We start from the raw sequence: 15,354 nt of genomic DNA, 5'->3' as shown, positions 1-15,354 counted from the left end.
CCATGTTCGGTTTCCTCAAACAGGTCGGTGACTACACCCGAGATGCGGTCGATGCGGCACGCAATCTCACCCAGGGTCTTGCGGTCACGTTCGATCACATGAAGCGCCGTCCCGTGACGGTGCAATACCCCTACGAAAAGCTCATCCCTTCCGAGCGTTATCGGGGCCGGATCCACTACGAGTTTGACAAGTGCATCGCCTGCGAGGTGTGCGTGCGGGTGTGTCCCATCAACCTTCCGGTCGTTGACTGGGTGATGAACAAGGCCACGAAGAAGAAGGAGCTTCGCAACTATTCCATCGATTTCGGGGTCTGCATTTTCTGCGGCAACTGTGTGGAGTACTGCCCCACCAACTGTCTTTCGATGACCGAGGAATATGAATTGGCGGCCTTTGACCGTCACAGCCTCAATTACGACAACGTCGCCCTTGGTCGTCTTCCCACCAGCGTCACCACCGATCCTTCCGTCCAGCCGCTGCGTGAGCTCGCTTACTTGCCGGCAGGTGAAATGGATCCCCACGGGGTCGATCCTGAGCGTCCGCGTGCCGGCCAGCGACCTGATCAGGTGCTGGCTTCGTTGAACTCCTCCACCGGCTCCGCCACGGATGGAGGAGAATCATCAGCAGCATCTACCGCTCGCAAGGAGAGTGCCGAATGACGATCGCAGCCTCTACGCAGCTGATCTGTTTTTTGGTCCTCAGTGCCGTGGTTGTACTGGGCGCTCTGGGGGTGGTGCTGCTCAGCAACATTGTTTACTCAGCCTTCCTGCTGGGTGGTGTGTTTCTGGCCGTTGCCGGGCTCTATCTGCTTCTGAACGCCAGTTTCGTTGCGGCAGCTCAGGTCCTGGTTTATGTGGGGGCCGTCAACGTTCTCATTTTGTTCGCCATCATGCTGGTGAACAAACGGGAAGACCTGGCACCAATTCCTGGCCTGACAACCCGGCGCCTGCTGTCCGGTGGTGTCTGTGCAGGTCTGTTTGCTCTCTTGACTCGCGTGGTGGTCACCACACCTTGGGCTCAAGGTCCGGAGCCCATTGGGGAAGGCGCCACCATTCGGATCGGTGAGCATCTCTTCACCGATTACCTGCTTCCCTTCGAGCTTGCGTCCGTCCTGCTGCTGATGGCCATGATCGGTGCCATCGTTCTCGCCCGCCGTGATGTGCAATCGGTTGATCCCGGCACCGGTGAATCGGTTGATCAGGGTTTGATCGAGAAAGCACGCACGCCACTCCTGGTGGACCAACCCCCTTCCTGATCCTTCACTGCCTTCCGTCATGCTCGCTGAGCTGCTATCCGGTTCTGTTCCTCTTGAGGCCTACCTTCTGGTGGCAGCGGTGCTGTTTTGCACTGGTGTTTGGGGCTTGATCAACAGCCGTAACGCCGTGCGGGTGTTGATGAGCATTGAACTGATGCTCAATGCCGTCAACATCAATTTGATGGCGTTTTCCTCCTATGTGGATGGTCAGTTGATCCGTGGACAGGTGTTTTCGGTGTTTGTGATCACTGTTGCTGCTGCCGAGGCCGCTGTTGGTTTGGCCATTCTTTTGTCGCTCTACCGCAACCGCGTCACAGTGGACATGGAACGCTTCAACCTTCTGCGCTGGTAGGGCAGCGCCCATGCCATGCGTCTGCAACGGGTCTGGCTGATTTACAGGGCTGAAAGTCCTTTGGCACAAAAGGAAGCGCGCTCTTGTGCCGCGGCGCTTGAAAAGCTCGGTGTGACGGTCGCCGTGGCCATGAGTGGTCTCACTGCTGACCCCTACCCGGGGCTGCTGGCATCAGAGCCTGCTTTGCCAGACCTGGCGGTTGTCCTGGGTGGCGACGGCACCGTGCTCGGTGCGGCCCGCCATCTGGCCGTGCATGACGTGCCCATCCTTTGTTTCAACGTCGGCGGCCATCTGGGCTTCCTGACCCATGAACCAGGTCAGCTGCGTCGAGAGGGCCTCTGGCAGAGACTGTTGGATGACCACTTCGCCATGGAGCGTCGCATGATGCTCCAGGCCGTTGTGCATCGTGGTGACGATCTGCATTGTCCGGTCTCCGGACGACCGGACCATGCAGAGGGTGGGCCAGAGCGGCACTGGGCTCTGAATGATTTTTACCTGCGGCCTTATCAGGAGGATCTCGCGCCCACCTGCACCCTGGAATTGGAAATTGATGGGGAAGTGGTAGATCAAGTCCGCGGTGACGGTCTGATCCTGGCCACGCCGACGGGGTCCACGGGGTATGCCGTTGCCGCCGGTGGCCCGATTCTTCACCCCGGCATTGATGCCATCATCGTCAGTCCGATCTGTCCGATGAGCCTGTCCAGTCGTCCTGTGGTGCTCCCCCCGAGGGCGCGTCTGGTGATCTGGCCTCTCGGCGAGGGGTATCGCGAAGTCAAGCTTTGGAAAGATGGAGCCAGCGGCCCTGTGCTGTCGTCAGGTGAATGCTGTGTCATTCAACGGGCTCCCCATCACGCGCTGATGGTTCAGTTGGAGCAATCGCCTTCCTACTACCGCACTTTGGCGCGCAAACTGCACTGGGCGGGCAGTCTCGTGGACAGCATGCCCTCGCCCAACTGAGCACACTGCGATGCCTCTTGAGATTGAACGTCGTTTTCTGGTCAGGGGTTCCGGCTGGCGTGAACACGCCGGTGAGCCCCAGCCCTTGCGTCAGGGCTATCTGGCATCGAGCGAGCAAGGCATCACGGTGCGCATGCGTCTGCGGGCCGATGGCCGGGCATGGCTCACGCTCAAGGCACCGGCCGATGGGATCGCCCGCCATGAATTCGAGTATGACCTTCCGTCTGCCGATGCTGAGGCCCTGTGGGCCCTTGCTCCCCATCGGTTAGTCAAGACCCGCTATTCCCTCGCTCTTCCTGGCGGTGACTGGGTGTTGGATTGTTTTGAGGGCGAGAACGCACCCCTGGTGTTGGCAGAGGTGGAGTTGCCGAATGCTTCTGCTCCACTGGCTCTGCCGGACTGGTGTGTCGAAGAGGTCACCGGTGACGGTCGCTGGAGCAATGCAGCCTTGGCTCGCAAGCCGATCAGTCAGTGGTCATCGCAGACGCGTCAGCGGTACGGGTGGGATCTGGCATAGGGCGATCCGCATCTTCACTCTTGCAAGAGTCTTCCACTTTCCTTTAGATTTCTGTATGGGAGCGGTGAATTGACGCGTGCACGGGCTTTACGACGATGACGGCATCCTGAGGTTCATTGGTCTCGATCGTGAGGCCTGTGTGGCCTATGCCGAACTGTTCGACCTGTCGCTTGCACGTTGTTCCCTAATGGACTTGCCGATGCCCTTGCCCTTGTCCGTCAGGTCGCGTCGTCGGATGTTTCCGGAAGCAAGCAGCAGTTGAATCCATCACGGCAGATCTTGCCGTGGTCCATGGCCCAGTTCAGAAGCGCGACGCGGTTCTTGGAGCCCGTCTTTGTGAAGACATTGCTGACGTGATTGTCGACAGTCCGTTTGCTGATGGTGAGCCGTTCGGCGATCTCCTGGTTGGTGAGACCTTCAGCCACCAGCTCGATGATTTCGATCTCTCGCGTGGAGAGCGAAACATTCGAGGAATCAGGCCCATCGCCACTGGCCATGCGGACTACCGACCACTGTTCATCCCTCCATCCTAGGCACTCGCTTCTGGCAGGCGATCTTCCATAGTGACCGGAAGAAGCGTTTGAAGGGTTTGGGTTCCGCGCTGCAGCGCAGTCTTGAGGCTGGTTCCGTCACCATCACTGCCGAAGTGATGCCGCCACGGGGCGGTGATCCCAGCCATGCACTGGCCATGGCTGAGCTCATGCGCGGTTGGGTGCAAGCCATCAATGTCACCGATGGCAGCCGTGCGGTGATGCGGATGAACAGCCTGGCGGTCTGTCGTCTTCTCCTGGATGCCGGTCTCGAGCCGGTACTGCAGATGGCAGGACGGGATCGCAATCGCATCGCGCTGCAGGCGGATCTACTCGGTGCTCATGCGCTTGGCATTCGCAATCTCCTTTGCCTCACCGGTGATCCTGTGCAGGCAGGAGATCAGCCCCGTGCCCGGCCAGTGCATGAGCTGGAATCCATCCGTCTGCTGAAGCAAGTCAGTGCTTTTAACCGGGGTGAGGACCCTGTGAAAGAGAACCTGCCGGATGGTCCCACCGATCTCTTCGCGGGTGCAGCGGCTGATCCGCACTGCCCCAGTTGGTCAGGTCTGACCCGTCGCTTGGAGCGCAAGCGTGAGGCGGGAGCCCGCTTTCTGCAGACGCAAATGGTGATGGATCCGCGTGTGCTCGAGCGCTTCTGTCAGGAGCTGGCCGCGCCCATGGAGCTACCGGTTCTGGCAGGGGTGTTCCTGCTCAAGTCAGCAAAAAATGCAGCATTCATCAACCGGATGGTCCCGGGTGCCTGCATTCCCGAGGATCTGATCGCCCGCTTGGCGGCAGCGGAGGACCCTGCCTCGGAAGGCATCACCATTGCAGCAGAACAGGTGCGTCAATACCTGGGGATCGCCCAGGGCGTGCACGTGATGGCGGTCAGGGCCGAGGAACGGATCCCAGAGGTGTTGAAGAGGGCCGGACTCAGCTCGCAGCCGGTGTGAGATCCGTTCCCAGCAGTTCAGCCATGGCTTTCTGCTGTGGCGAAGGCTCGATCAGGTCCGCCCGTCGGGCATCGGTGATCAGCCAGTCAAGAGCTGCTTCCTGGAGGTCGAAGTGGTCTCCGTTCTTGTCCACGCAGTAGCGACCGAACACCAGCTTTTCAACGAGCTGTACGCCGGCACCGATGCGGGAGTAGTCAAAAATGATCGAATTATCAATCGTGGCGCTTTCGCAGATGTGGCAGCTGGGTCCAATCATGGTTGGACCAATCAGTGTGGCGCCATCTTCGATCTTGGTCATGCCACCGACGTAGACAGGACCCTGCACATCGATGCGATCCCAGTTCGCGGCCACATTCAGACCGGCGTAGACCCCTGGACGCACTTCCTTGCCAGGAATGCCGACCTGGCGCACATCGCCTTGCAGCACGCTGCGGATGGCCTGCCAGTAATCGGGAACCTTGCCGATGTCCACCCATTCAAATTCCATGGGAAGGGCATAGAAGGGAGCTCCTAGCTCCACCAGTTTGGGGAAGAGATCGGATCCGATGTCAAAGGACTCACCGGAAGGAATGTGCTCGAAGATTTCAGGTTCGAACAGATAAATGCCTGTGTTGATGGTGTCGCTCAGCGCCTCATCAACGGTGGGTTTCTCCTGGAAGGCTTGAATGCGACCTTCGGTGTCGCTGACGACAACTCCGTAGCTGCTGACCTGATCCTTGGGAACCCGTTTGGTGACCAGGCTGGCAAGTGCTCCCTTCTCACGATGACGCCTCACGGCTTCGGTGAGGTCAAGATCAATCAAGGCATCTCCGCAGAGCACCACGAAGGTGTCGTCGAAGAAGTTCTGGAAATCCTGGATCTTCTTCAGTCCACCGGCTGAGCCGAGGGCGTCACCGATCAGTTCTCCATCCTCAATGCGCCCTTCGAAGCTGTAGGCAATCTCAACGCCGAATCGCTGGCCGTCTCTGAAATAGTTCTCGATTTCCTCAGCAAGGTGGGACACGTTCACCATCACCTCGGTGAAGCCGTGCTCCTTGAGCAGCTCAAGCAAAAACTCCATCACTGGTTTTTGCAGGATGGGGATCATGGGTTTTGGGATCACGTGCGTGATCGGTTGAACCCTTGTTCCCTTGCCCGCGGCCAGGATCATCGCCTTCATCGGCGTTACAGGCTTACGTCGGATAAGCCAACATAAAGGGGTGCTCAGGCAGCCATCGCGCCCGCGGCCGGCGCTGCATCTGGCACGTCCAGGCTGGCTAGAGGCATCTGCGCCATGGATCCCGGTGAAAGAAGCCGGCGCAGTCGGATCGGCCCGTGTAGTGACCCCTTCTGCTCGAGTTCCACCTGACCCTGGGAGGAGAGAAACAGGAGCGCCCAGAAAACCCCGACCCGGTCGGTGTCGAGATCGTCGGCAGCCACCTCACTCCAGCGCAGAACCAAGCTCTCGAAATTCACCCACTGCAGCGCGTTTTCCCAGGCATTGAGGAACACCCCCATGGCCGCGGTGGTCTCCGGCAGCTTCTCCCGGTGCGCGAGCGCGGCCACCTGAGCGATCGCTTCTTTGTTGGAGTAGCGCTTTTGCCGCTGCCGCCTGCGCATCTCGAGCTCGTCGGACTCCAGCTGTTCGGCGATGGACTCCAGTTGCTCAATCAGTTCCCCCAGGGTGACGGGGCGTCGCAGGGGCGGAGGGGCCACTGGGCGGCGTTGCAGATGGCGTTCGGGGTGCCGGGGCAAATCAAAACTGGGATCAAGCCAGCCTTGATCGCCGTAATCCGCGTCAAACGCTTCTTCGAGTTCGGGTTCTGGAGGAAAGGTGCTGGCTTCAAGCACTTCTGCCTTCAGTCCCACAAGCACGGACGCGGCCAGAAACGCTTCACTGCTGTCTGCCAGATCACGCTCGTAACTGCCACCTCGCTGTTGCAGTGCTTCCGCCACCTGCCGAGGGACTTCGATGCGTTGCTTCAGCTGATCCAGAAAACCGTCGACGACGGCGATCACATCCACGTCCCAGGGATCCAAGTCGCCCCGTTGGGCGGCATCTTGAAGCAGTCGGATGGCAAGCCTGGCACCAGCATCAGCTCCTTGATTCAGCCCGGCTTCCGCCACCAACACCGACCATCTTCAGGAAAAGTACCGGTCCTGAACGCTTTGGGCCAGTCCCTTCAACTCACCTCGATCGAGGGGCTGTCATGGCTGCTGTCTGAGGCTTCCGCTGATGGCAGCAGCCCAAGCTGCGTCTCCACCGTGGCTCTGTAGCGGTTGAGATCAACCTCCAGCTCCTGAATGCGCACCTGCTGTGCCTCAAATTCCGAGGCATTGCTGAAGCGCTCTACGTTGTTCAGCATTCCGCTCCAGGTGGCGAACAACCAAGCAGCGGCAGCTCCCACGCCAGATGCCACAAGGAGAAGTGCCGCTAGAGGGAGGGTGTATTGCAGCCCTGGCAGCACCCGCACGGTTGTGGCTTCCGTGTTCTCCAAGGTGAAGAACACGGTGCTCAGTCCGAAGAAAAAGATCAGGCTGAAGTTGATCTGGCGCATGTCTGCAGGTAAAGCAGGAGCAATGAATAAAACGTACGGAGTTCCTGCCGCAGCGTCTGTTCAGAGATGGGAAAGGACGAAGATCGTTACGCTCAATCTGCGCTGCTAGGCAAGCTGGGCGCGCGCAGCATGGCTGGCGCCAGGCTGCCACTGCGGATCAAAGGCGCTGTTGGGCGACTGATCACGTCCATGGCTGCCAGGTCGCGATCCACCAGCGCTTCGATTGCCGTTCGATAGCTGTCGGTCATCAGGCGTGGATAAAGGCCGATGCCGATAATGGGAACCAGCAGGCAGCCAATGATGTAAACCTCACGGGGTTCTGCATCCACCAGGTTGGTGTTGGTGGTGAGCTGGGCGTTTTCTTTGCCGAAGAAGATCTCCCGAAGCATGGAGAGCAGATAAATCGGCGTGAGGATCACTCCGATCGCGGCCAGGCCATCGATCACGATCCGGAAGCTCAGGGTGTACGCCTCATCGGTGGCGAATCCTGTGAACACCATGAGTTCGCTGACGAATCCACTCATCCCCGGCAGAGCGAGGGAGGCGAGCGAACACACGGTCCAGAGCGCGAACATCACGCGCATCTTCTGTCCAACTCCGCCCATTTCATCGAGTTGAAGCGTGTGGGTGCGGTCGTAGGTGGCACCCACAAGGAAGAACAGGCTGGCTCCGATCAGGCCATGGCTGATCATCTGCAGCATCGCCCCGCTGGTGCCCAGAGCGCTGAAACTGCCGATGCCGATCAACACAAAGCCCATGTGGCTGATCGAGCTGTACGCGATCTTGCGTTTGAGATTGCGCTGGGCAAACGAGGTGAGAGCGGCATAAATGATGTTCACCACACCGAGCACCACCAGCAGAGGCGCAAACTGCGCATGCGCCTCCGGCAGCAATTCGGCGTTGAAACGCATCAAGGCGTAGCCCCCCATCTTCAGAAGGATGCCGGCGAGCAGCATGTGCACCGGAGCGGTGGCTTCACCATGGGCATCCGGCAGCCATGTGTGGAGCGGAACAATCGGCAATTTCACCCCGAATGCGATCAACAATCCGGCGTAACAGAGCAGCTGGAACCCTGAGCTGAACCCCTTCTGGGCCAGAACGGTGTATTCGAAGTTGGGCGTACCGCCTCCCATAAAGCCCATGGCGAGGGCTGCAAGCAGGATGAACAGCGAGCTGCCTGCTGTGTAGAGGATGAATTTGGTCGCGGCGTACTGACGTTTTTTCCCTCCCCAGATCGCCAGCAGCAGATACACCGGTAACAGCTCCAGCTCCCAGGCAAGGAAGAACAGGAGCATGTCCTGGACAGCGAACACAGCGATCTGGCCACCATCCATGGCCAGAATCAGAAAGAAAAACAGCTTGGGTTTGAACGTCACCGGCCAGGCCGCCAGCACCGCCAGGGCTGTGATGAAACTCGTGAGCAGGATCAGCGGCATGGAGAGGCCGTCAGCTCCGACGGCCCATGTCAATCCAAGATTGGGAAGCCAGCTCACCCGTTCGGAGAGTTGCAGGCCGCTGAAGCTGGGGTCGTAACCCGTTAAGTAAGCACCCGCGGTGATCAAAAAGGTGATCAGAGCGATGCCGAGCGCGAACCAGCGGACCTGGCGACCCTCACCTTGATCTGGGATGAATGGCACCATCAGCGCCCCCACGATGGGGAAGAGGATGGACAAACTCAGCCAGGGAAACTGGGCCGGAATGATGCCAGCCGCAATATCAGCGGCTGGATCAAAGGGTGCGCTGACAGCAAATTCCAGCAAGGATCAGGCCTTTCACCACTGCCTGGAGTGTAGAAATCCTGGCTGTGGTGGCATCCAGTCGATAGGCGTTGACACACACACCGGCAAACCGGAGCGGCCCTGCCTAGCTGATCGGACCGCCGAGGACACCGAACAGCACCACCAAAGCGATGACGCCGCCGAACACGATCAAGGCGTAGAACTGCGCGCGGCCGGTCTCGAAATACTTGAGTCCTTCACCACTGCCAAGGGTGAGCAGGCCGGTGAGATTGACCACACCATCGACGACCTTGGCGTCCACTTCCAGCACCTCGCGAGCAATTTTGCGGCTGCCTCGTACAAACAACTTCTCGTTGATGGCATCGAGATACCACTTGTTGGCCAGGAAGGCATTCACGCTGGGGAAGCGAGCAGCCACCAACTCGCCTAGGTCGATGCGACGCAGGGCATAGGCCAGCACGGCCACCGAGATGCCAGCGGCTGAAATGGCGACGGAGGCTCCGGCCAGGGGCAGAAATTCACCCCAGCTGAAGTGTTCCGCCATCTCCATGGCTTCCTCGGGATTGAGCAAACTGGCAAAACGGCTATTCCAGGGTGTTCCCAGAAGGCCGATCAGAACAGATGGAACGGCGAGCACCACCAGAGGCAGCGTCATCGACCAGGGCGATTCATGCAGGCTTCCGGCGTGATGCGCATGCTCCTCATCAACGCTCTTGCCAGCTGCAGCCATGAGCTTGGCCTGCATGGCCTCATCGTTGCCACGGAACTCACCTTCGAAAGTGAGGAAGTAAAGCCGGAACATGTAAAAGGCCGTCATGCCCGCCGTCAGGAAGCCAACAACCCAGAGCAAAGGGAAGGTTTGGAAGGCTTGTCCGAGGATTTCGTCCTTGCTCCAGAAGCCAGCCAGGGGAGGGATTCCACTGATGGCAATGCAACCGATCAGAAAGGTGATCGCCGTAATCGGCATCTTCTTGCGCAAGCCGCCCATCAGGCGCATGTCCTGCGCCAGCACAGGTTCATGCCCCACCACGTCCTCCATCGCGTGAATCACGGAACCGGATCCAAGGAAGAGCATGGCCTTGAAGAAGGCATGGGTCACCAGGTGGAACATGCCAGCAACGGGAGCTCCGCAGCCCATGGCCAACATCATGTAGCCCAGCTGTGAAACGGTGCTGTAGGCCAGCCCCTTCTTGAGATCCATCTGGGTGAGGGCGATGGAGGCTCCCAGGAAGCAAGTGATCGTCCCGGTGACGGCAATGAACACGCCGACGCTGGGGAACTGGCTGTAAAGGGGTTCGAGGCGCGCGACGAGAAAGACACCCGCGGCCACCATGGTGGCCGCATGGATCAGGGCTGAAATCGGTGTTGGACCCTCCATCGCGTCCGGCAGCCAAACGTGCAGCGGGAACTGAGCGGACTTCGCCATCGGGCCCATGAACACGAAGAGGCAGAGCGCCAGCGCTGCCCAACCCGGCACCACGCCGCTGGTCACAGCGGCTGAAAGACCATCGGCAATGCCCTGGAATCCGAAGCTGCCGGTCGCCCAGAACAAGCCGAGAATGCCCAGGAGTAGACCGAAATCGCCCACACGGTTCACCACAAAGGCTTTCTGGGCGGCATGGGCCGCTCCATCCCGGTCGTACCAGAACCCCACTAGCAGGTACGACGACATGCCGACCAGTTCCCAGAACACGTAGATCTCGAGCAGGTTCGGGCTCACCACGAGGCCCAGCATCGAACTGCTGAAGATGGCCAGATAGGTGAAAAACCGCACATAGCTCTTGTCGTGCGCCATATAGCCGTGGGAATAGATCATCACCAGCAGCGCCACGGTGGTGACCAGCGCCAGCATCACGGCGGCGAGGGGATCAACCACGTACCCCATCGGCAGGGTGAAGTCTCCGGCACTGGCCCACACGAACAAATGCTCAACAGGAGGGGCTCCTCCCAGCTGTTCGAACAGAACGGCGTAACTGATCACAGCAGCGGCTCCAACGCAGCTGATCAGGAGCAGCGCAACCGGTTTGCGCAATCGGTTGATGGTTCGGTTGAAGCTGATCAGGCCGAGGCCGGAGATCAACGCCCCGAACAGAGGCAGAACTGGAATCAACCAGGCGGAGTCGGCAGCCGAGGGCATCCAGACAAATCAGGTTGTAGCGAGTGTAGGCAGCTCAGTTCAACAGCTCTCCGAGCCTGGAGTGAAGAAATGCCATTCCACCGATGGGGATGTAGCGGTGAGCCCACCAGAACACCCCCACGGCGATGGCGATGCCCAACTGGGCTGGGCGCAGCAGCTCGGTCCAGATGATCTGCTGCCGACCTTCGATGACGGCAGCGAAAGGAACCACGGAGGTTTCGTCTTTGAGCTTGTCGAAGGCATCGCCGAAACGTTGCTTCAGCCGGCGATCGCCATGCCATACCGCGAAAAGATGATGTCCGATCAGACCAGCGCAGGTCACCAGCATGAAACTGCTGCCGATCCATAGGGCATGGCTGAGGCACCACAGGATCTGCCCGACGGCTTGCGGGTGACGACTGATTCTGATGATCCCTGTGGCATAGAGGCGCACTTGCGGCTTGAGCACTGCCGGAATTTCCAGCAGGTTGTAAGTGGCTGGATACAGGAACAGGAAGCTGATGGCCGTCACGACCCAGATCAGGGGCACCATGCCGGGGAGTCCCTGAAGGTTCCAGAGGCGGATTCCGTCGTAGCGGTGGGCAAGGAAATACCCGATCACCACAACAGCGGATGGAATGCTCAGCGCTGCAAACACCAGTCGCCATGCCCTGGCACCGATGCGCGCTTCCGCGCGACTGCGCAGCGCGGCACCTCCGCTGTGAATCACAGCGAAGATGAGCAGAAGCATGAACATCACCAGGCTGCTGTGGTGAAGACCTGCTGTTGCGTCAGCCAACGAGATGCTGCGGGAGCCGTGATTCTGGCGTTTGACCGGCAGGAAGCCACCTACAGTTTTTGAGCTTCTGCTGTTTGCCAGGCAGCTCTCCATGGCCGATCTGCCCTTCACCCTGGATCAGCTGCGCATCCTCCGGGCGATCGTCAGTGAGGGCAGTTTCAAGAAAGCTGCTGACAGCCTTTACGTCACGCAGCCTGCGGTGAGTCTGCAGATTCAGAACCTCGAGAAGCAGCTTGAGGTAGCGCTCTTCGATCGGGGTGGACGCAAGGCTCAGCTCACTGAAGCCGGTCACCTTCTCCTGAGTTACTGCGATCGCATCCTCAGCCAGTGCCATGAAGCATGCAGGGCGCTGGATGACCTTCATGACCTCAAAGGCGGTTCACTTCTCGTTGGCGCCAGTCAGACCACAGGCACGTATCTGATGCCCCGGATGATTGGCCTGTTCCGCCAGAAATATCCGGATGTGGCAGTGCAACTGCATGTGCACAGCACCCGTCGCACCGGCTGGAGCGTGGCCAACGGTCAGATTGATCTGGCGATCATCGGCGGTGAATTGCCGGCTGAGCTCAATGAACTGCTGCAGGTCTTGCCCTATGCAAGCGATGAGCTGGCTCTCGTGCTTCCCGTCAAGCATCCCCTCGCCCGTCTAGTGGAGCTCAGCAAGGACGATCTCTATCGGCTCGGATTTGTGAGTTTGGATGCTCAATCCACTACCCGAAAGATGGTGGATCAGTTGCTCGGACGATCCGGTCTGGATGTGCAGCGTCTCCGCATCGAGATGGAGCTCAATTCTTTTGAGGCGATCAAGAATGCAGTACAGGCCGGCCTCGGTGCGGCCTTCTTGCCGGTGGTGTCCATTGAGCGGGAGCTCACCGCCGGAACGCTGCATCGACCCAATGTGGTGGATCTACAGGTCCGGCGTCAGCTCAAGCTGATCACCAATCCTTCCCGTTACTGCTCCCGTGCTGCCGAAGCCTTCCGAAGGGATGTGCTCCCCGTGTTTGCCAGTGCCGACAGCCCGCTCCGCCAAGGACGTTCGGCGATCACCCCTCATGAGGAGCCTGAGGACGAGTTGATCGAGGATCAGAACTGATCGGCTTCTGGTGTGATGCCCACTGTGTCGTCAGCGACACCGCGGGTGAGGAACTTGTTCTGGCTGATATCGGTCTGGTAGACGCAGCGCACCACGGGTTTGTCGCGGACAGAACCGATGTAGGCAAAGGTGTTCATCCGTTGCTTGCAATCACGCTCCTGTGCGGAGGTGATCGCCCCCTCTTTCCGAAGCACTGCCCAGTTCTCGCGGCGGATCACACAGCCTGGTTGCAGGGTTGGCTGGGTGACGAAGCTGGTGGAGGGATTCAGCGTGGTGTACATCTCGATATCCATCACGAAGGCACTCGCTCCCCACTGCTGGCAAAACTCAGGATCCGGCACGGCCATGTCCAGCTGTTGGGCGCTGGCGATGTTGCCCTGATCGCCCTGGGTGGTGCTGGTTACCGCGCTGCCGATGCCGATACCAACGATCAAGACACCCGCCAGAACAGCGATCGTGCCGGTGTTGAGGCTGATGCCGCCGTTTTTTGGCGGTGGCGGCCCCCCGTAACCACCTCGGTCGCGGCGTTCATCCCGACGGGGTTCATCGCGACGTCGGTCATCCATCCGTCGGTCGTAACCGGGACGAGATCGGTCGTAGGGGGATCGGCTCACAGCAGTTCGGGGGTGCGGGGGAGACCCATGGAGTAGTTGAGAACCCGACAATCAGGGTTGTAACTGAGCTGCCCTGCCTGAAGTAGTTCGCGGATGTATCCCTCCAGTTCCGTGCCGATCCGGCGCAGGTTGTAGTCGCTGAGGGGCTGACCCTCGTAGCTCTTCACCAGATCCCGAAAGCGTTGTTGCACGCTTTCCACGCTGCTGTCAGGCCACAGGAATTCGTTGTCCGGGTCCAGGTCGAGGGTTAGCTGGCTGGGATCGGCCACCAGATCTCCGGCTTCGACGCGAGCTGTGAACAGACGCACGTGGCGGGTTGTGCTTTTCAGCAGGGTCTCGGCCATGGATCAAATGGAGCGGTGGTGCCACCGCGCAGGCGGATTGGTAGCGACTTTAGGAAGCGAAGAGGAGAGTCCTCCTTTTAAGGTTGTTTTCAACTTGTAATGAGAAGCCATGCGCGTTGCCATCGCGGGAGCCGGTTTGGCAGGTCTGTCCTGCGCCAAGTACCTGGCGGATGCTGGTCATACCCCCATCGTGGTGGAAGCCCGTGATGTGCTCGGCGGCAAGGTGGCGGCCTGGAAAGACGAGGACGGCGACTGGTACGAAACCGGCCTGCACATCTTCTTCGGGGCTTACCCGAACATGTTGCAGCTGTTCAAGGAGCTGAACATCGAAGACCGTCTGCAGTGGAAGAGCCATTCGATGATCTTCAACCAGCAGGACGAACCAGGCACTTACAGCCGCTTTGATTTTCCTGATCTGCCAGCACCTGTGAATGGTGTGGCCGCGATCCTCGGCAATAACGACATGCTGAGCTGGCCTGAGAAAATCAGCTTTGGTTTGGGCCTTGTCCCTGCGATGCTCCGGGGTCAGGGATACGTCGAAGAGTGTGACAAATACTCCTGGACCGAGTGGCTGCGGGTCCACAACATCCCAGAGCGGGTTAACGATGAGGTGTTCTTGGCGATGAGCAAGGCCCTGAATTTCATCGATCCCGATGAAATCTCCGCCACCGTGGTGCTCACGGCGCTCAATCGTTTCCTGCAGGAGAAGAACGGCTCCAAGATGGCCTTCCTGGACGGTGCACCGCCGGAGCGTCTGTGCCAGCCGGTGGTTGATTACGTCGAGAGCCTCGGCGGCGAGGTGCATCTCGACAGTCCGCTGCGGGAGATCAAGCTCAATGCCGATGGTTCGGTGGCGGCCTTCCACATCGGTGGCGTGAAGGGCAAGGAGAGCTTCGATCTCACAGCTGATGCCTACGTGAGTGCTCTGCCTGTGGATCCCTTCAAGCTGCTGTTGCCGGAGCCCTGGAAGCAGATGCCGGTGTTTAAGAAGTTGGACGGGCTGCGCGGTGTTCCCGTGATCAACCTCCACCTCTGGTTTGACCGCAAGCTCACTGACATCGACCACCTGTTGTTCAGCCGCTCCCCTCTGCTGAGCGTCTACGCCGACATGAGCATCACCTGCAAGGAGTACGAAGACCCCGACAAGTCGATGCTTGAGCTGGTGTTCGCTCCTGCCAAAGACTGGATCGGCCGTCCCGATGAGGAGATCATCGAGGCCACCATGGGTGAGCTCAAAAAGCTGTTCCCGATGCACTTCGGTGGCGACAACCCCGCCATGCTGCGCAAATACAAGGTCGTGAAGACGCCGTTGTCCGTTTACAAAACAACTCCCGGTTGCCAGCAGCTGCGCCCGGATCAAACCACTCCGATCAAAAACTTCTTCCTCGCGGGCGATTACACGATGCAGCGCTATCTCGCCTCGATGGAGGGTGCTGTTCTGAGCGGCAAGCTCTGTGCCAACGCTGTTGATACTTCACCGTTGGTTCCCAACAGTGCCAAGACGGATCGACCTCAGGCCGTCACTGCTTGAGTCCATGCTTAGGCAACTAC

17 protein-coding genes are annotated in these 15,354 nt (G+C 59.4%); 8 read left to right on the top strand and 9 right to left on the bottom strand.

Annotated features, from left to right (window positions below):
- Positions 1 to 2: 2 nt before the first annotated feature.
- Genes ndhI through SynNOUM97013_RS12120 form a run of 5 tightly spaced genes read left to right on the top strand, consistent with a single transcriptional unit; the run spans position 3 to position 3,078 of the window.
- Positions 3 to 656, top strand: a complete 654-nt coding sequence (ndhI, locus tag SynNOUM97013_RS12140; RefSeq protein WP_186480004.1) for an NAD(P)H-quinone oxidoreductase subunit I — start codon at positions 3 to 5, stop codon at positions 654 to 656.
- Complete coding sequence (locus tag SynNOUM97013_RS12135; protein ID WP_186480003.1) at positions 653 to 1,252, top strand: NADH-quinone oxidoreductase subunit J; 600 nt, start codon at positions 653 to 655, stop codon at positions 1,250 to 1,252. The genes ndhI and SynNOUM97013_RS12135 overlap by 4 nt, the downstream gene beginning before the upstream one ends.
- Before the next feature lie 19 nt (positions 1,253 to 1,271).
- On the top strand, positions 1,272 to 1,604 hold the full coding sequence (gene nuoK, locus SynNOUM97013_RS12130; RefSeq protein WP_186480002.1) for an NADH-quinone oxidoreductase subunit NuoK: 333 nt from the start codon (positions 1,272 to 1,274) through the stop codon (positions 1,602 to 1,604).
- 15 nt (positions 1,605 to 1,619) lie between these two features.
- Entirely contained in the window at positions 1,620 to 2,561 is a 942-nt protein-coding gene (locus SynNOUM97013_RS12125) for an NAD(+) kinase (protein WP_186480001.1), read from the top strand.
- Positions 2,562 to 2,571: 10 nt separating this feature from the next.
- A complete protein-coding gene (locus tag SynNOUM97013_RS12120) occupies positions 2,572 to 3,078 on the top strand; it encodes a CYTH domain-containing protein (protein ID WP_186480000.1) in 507 nt (168 codons plus the stop codon).
- A gap of 218 nt (positions 3,079 to 3,296) precedes the next feature.
- On the opposite strand, the gene SynNOUM97013_RS12115 is transcribed toward SynNOUM97013_RS12120, so the two are convergent.
- A complete protein-coding gene (locus SynNOUM97013_RS12115) occupies positions 3,297 to 3,575 on the bottom strand; it encodes a response regulator transcription factor (protein WP_186479999.1) in 279 nt (92 codons plus the stop codon).
- Positions 3,576 to 3,667: 92 nt separating this feature from the next.
- Between SynNOUM97013_RS12115 and SynNOUM97013_RS12110 the strand changes: the two genes are divergently transcribed.
- On the top strand, positions 3,668 to 4,561 hold the full coding sequence (locus SynNOUM97013_RS12110) for a methylenetetrahydrofolate reductase (protein WP_186479998.1): 894 nt from the start codon (positions 3,668 to 3,670) through the stop codon (positions 4,559 to 4,561).
- Here SynNOUM97013_RS12110 and SynNOUM97013_RS12105 read toward each other — a convergent pair.
- The 6 genes from SynNOUM97013_RS12105 to SynNOUM97013_RS12080 all read right to left on the bottom strand — a co-directional run bounded on the left by SynNOUM97013_RS12105 (position 4,542) and on the right by SynNOUM97013_RS12080 (position 11,710).
- A complete protein-coding gene (locus SynNOUM97013_RS12105) occupies positions 4,542 to 5,720 on the bottom strand; it encodes an NDP-sugar synthase (RefSeq protein WP_186479997.1) in 1,179 nt (392 codons plus the stop codon). The two genes, SynNOUM97013_RS12110 and SynNOUM97013_RS12105, sit on opposite strands and share 20 nt — an antisense overlap.
- A 44-nt stretch (positions 5,721 to 5,764) precedes the next feature.
- On the bottom strand, positions 5,765 to 6,667 hold the full coding sequence (locus tag SynNOUM97013_RS12100; RefSeq protein WP_186479996.1) for a segregation/condensation protein A: 903 nt from the start codon (positions 6,665 to 6,667) through the stop codon (positions 5,765 to 5,767).
- A 56-nt stretch (positions 6,668 to 6,723) separates the two neighbouring features.
- Complete coding sequence (locus SynNOUM97013_RS12095; RefSeq protein ID WP_186479995.1) at positions 6,724 to 7,098, bottom strand: lipopolysaccharide assembly protein LapA domain-containing protein; 375 nt, start codon at positions 7,096 to 7,098, stop codon at positions 6,724 to 6,726.
- Positions 7,099 to 7,190: 92 nt separating this feature from the next.
- The gene (locus tag SynNOUM97013_RS12090) at positions 7,191 to 8,858 is read right to left on the bottom strand and encodes an NAD(P)H-quinone oxidoreductase subunit 4 (RefSeq protein ID WP_186479994.1); all 1,668 of its coding nucleotides are present in this window, start codon (positions 8,856 to 8,858) and stop codon (positions 7,191 to 7,193) included.
- A gap of 103 nt (positions 8,859 to 8,961) precedes the next feature.
- On the bottom strand, positions 8,962 to 10,974 hold the full coding sequence (locus tag SynNOUM97013_RS12085) for an NAD(P)H-quinone oxidoreductase subunit 5 (RefSeq protein ID WP_186479993.1): 2,013 nt from the start codon (positions 10,972 to 10,974) through the stop codon (positions 8,962 to 8,964).
- A 34-nt stretch (positions 10,975 to 11,008) separates the two neighbouring features.
- On the bottom strand, positions 11,009 to 11,710 hold the full coding sequence (locus SynNOUM97013_RS12080) for an NnrU family protein (protein ID WP_186481628.1): 702 nt from the start codon (positions 11,708 to 11,710) through the stop codon (positions 11,009 to 11,011).
- A gap of 133 nt (positions 11,711 to 11,843) precedes the next feature.
- Here SynNOUM97013_RS12080 and SynNOUM97013_RS12075 point away from each other — a divergent pair, with 133 nt between their 5' ends.
- Positions 11,844 to 12,845 carry a LysR family transcriptional regulator gene (locus tag SynNOUM97013_RS12075; protein WP_186479992.1) on the top strand — a complete coding sequence of 334 codons (1,002 nt, stop codon included), beginning with the start codon at positions 11,844 to 11,846 and terminating at the stop codon, positions 12,843 to 12,845.
- Here SynNOUM97013_RS12075 and SynNOUM97013_RS12070 read toward each other — a convergent pair.
- Both SynNOUM97013_RS12070 and SynNOUM97013_RS12065 read right to left on the bottom strand, forming a co-directional pair.
- Positions 12,836 to 13,459, bottom strand: a complete 624-nt coding sequence (locus SynNOUM97013_RS12070) for a DUF3172 domain-containing protein (protein ID WP_186479991.1) — start codon at positions 13,457 to 13,459, stop codon at positions 12,836 to 12,838. The two genes, SynNOUM97013_RS12075 and SynNOUM97013_RS12070, sit on opposite strands and share 10 nt — an antisense overlap.
- Positions 13,456 to 13,803: an NAD(P)H-quinone oxidoreductase subunit M gene (locus SynNOUM97013_RS12065; RefSeq protein WP_186479990.1), complete on the bottom strand. Its 348-nt coding sequence runs from the start codon at positions 13,801 to 13,803 to the stop codon at positions 13,456 to 13,458. Before SynNOUM97013_RS12065 ends, SynNOUM97013_RS12070 begins: the two co-directional genes overlap by 4 nt.
- Positions 13,804 to 13,912: 109 nt before the next feature.
- Here SynNOUM97013_RS12065 and pds point away from each other — a divergent pair, with 109 nt between their 5' ends.
- Positions 13,913 to 15,334 carry a 15-cis-phytoene desaturase gene (pds, locus tag SynNOUM97013_RS12060; protein ID WP_186479989.1) on the top strand — a complete coding sequence of 474 codons (1,422 nt, stop codon included), beginning with the start codon at positions 13,913 to 13,915 and terminating at the stop codon, positions 15,332 to 15,334.
- The last annotated feature ends 20 nt before the right edge of the window (positions 15,335 to 15,354 follow it).

This window comes from Synechococcus sp. NOUM97013, from assembly GCF_014279815.1.
In the GTDB taxonomy this organism is placed as follows: domain Bacteria; phylum Cyanobacteriota; class Cyanobacteriia; order PCC-6307; family Cyanobiaceae; genus Synechococcus_C.
This window is presented reverse-complemented; position numbering and strand designations above follow the sequence as displayed.

Coding starts and splice junctions, on each gene's coding strand:
- ndhI (WP_186480004.1), top strand. CDS start 3: ATGTTCGGTTTCCTCAAACAGGTCGGTGACTACACCCGAGATGCGGTC.
- SynNOUM97013_RS12135 (WP_186480003.1), top strand. CDS start 653: ATGACGATCGCAGCCTCTACGCAGCTGATCTGTTTTTTGGTCCTCAGT.
- nuoK (WP_186480002.1), top strand. CDS start 1,272: ATGCTCGCTGAGCTGCTATCCGGTTCTGTTCCTCTTGAGGCCTACCTT.
- SynNOUM97013_RS12125 (WP_186480001.1), top strand. CDS start 1,620: ATGCGTCTGCAACGGGTCTGGCTGATTTACAGGGCTGAAAGTCCTTTG.
- SynNOUM97013_RS12120 (WP_186480000.1), top strand. CDS start 2,572: ATGCCTCTTGAGATTGAACGTCGTTTTCTGGTCAGGGGTTCCGGCTGG.
- SynNOUM97013_RS12115 (WP_186479999.1), bottom strand. CDS start 3,575: ATGGCCAGTGGCGATGGGCCTGATTCCTCGAATGTTTCGCTCTCCACG.
- SynNOUM97013_RS12105 (WP_186479997.1), bottom strand. CDS start 5,720: ATGAAGGCGATGATCCTGGCCGCGGGCAAGGGAACAAGGGTTCAACCG.
- SynNOUM97013_RS12095 (WP_186479995.1), bottom strand. CDS start 7,098: ATGCGCCAGATCAACTTCAGCCTGATCTTTTTCTTCGGACTGAGCACC.
- SynNOUM97013_RS12085 (WP_186479993.1), bottom strand. CDS start 10,974: ATGCCCTCGGCTGCCGACTCCGCCTGGTTGATTCCAGTTCTGCCTCTG.
- SynNOUM97013_RS12080 (WP_186481628.1), bottom strand. CDS start 11,710: ATGTTCATGCTTCTGCTCATCTTCGCTGTGATTCACAGCGGAGGTGCC.
- SynNOUM97013_RS12075 (WP_186479992.1), top strand. CDS start 11,844: ATGGCCGATCTGCCCTTCACCCTGGATCAGCTGCGCATCCTCCGGGCG.
- SynNOUM97013_RS12065 (WP_186479990.1), bottom strand. CDS start 13,803: ATGGCCGAGACCCTGCTGAAAAGCACAACCCGCCACGTGCGTCTGTTC.
- pds (WP_186479989.1), top strand. CDS start 13,913: ATGCGCGTTGCCATCGCGGGAGCCGGTTTGGCAGGTCTGTCCTGCGCC.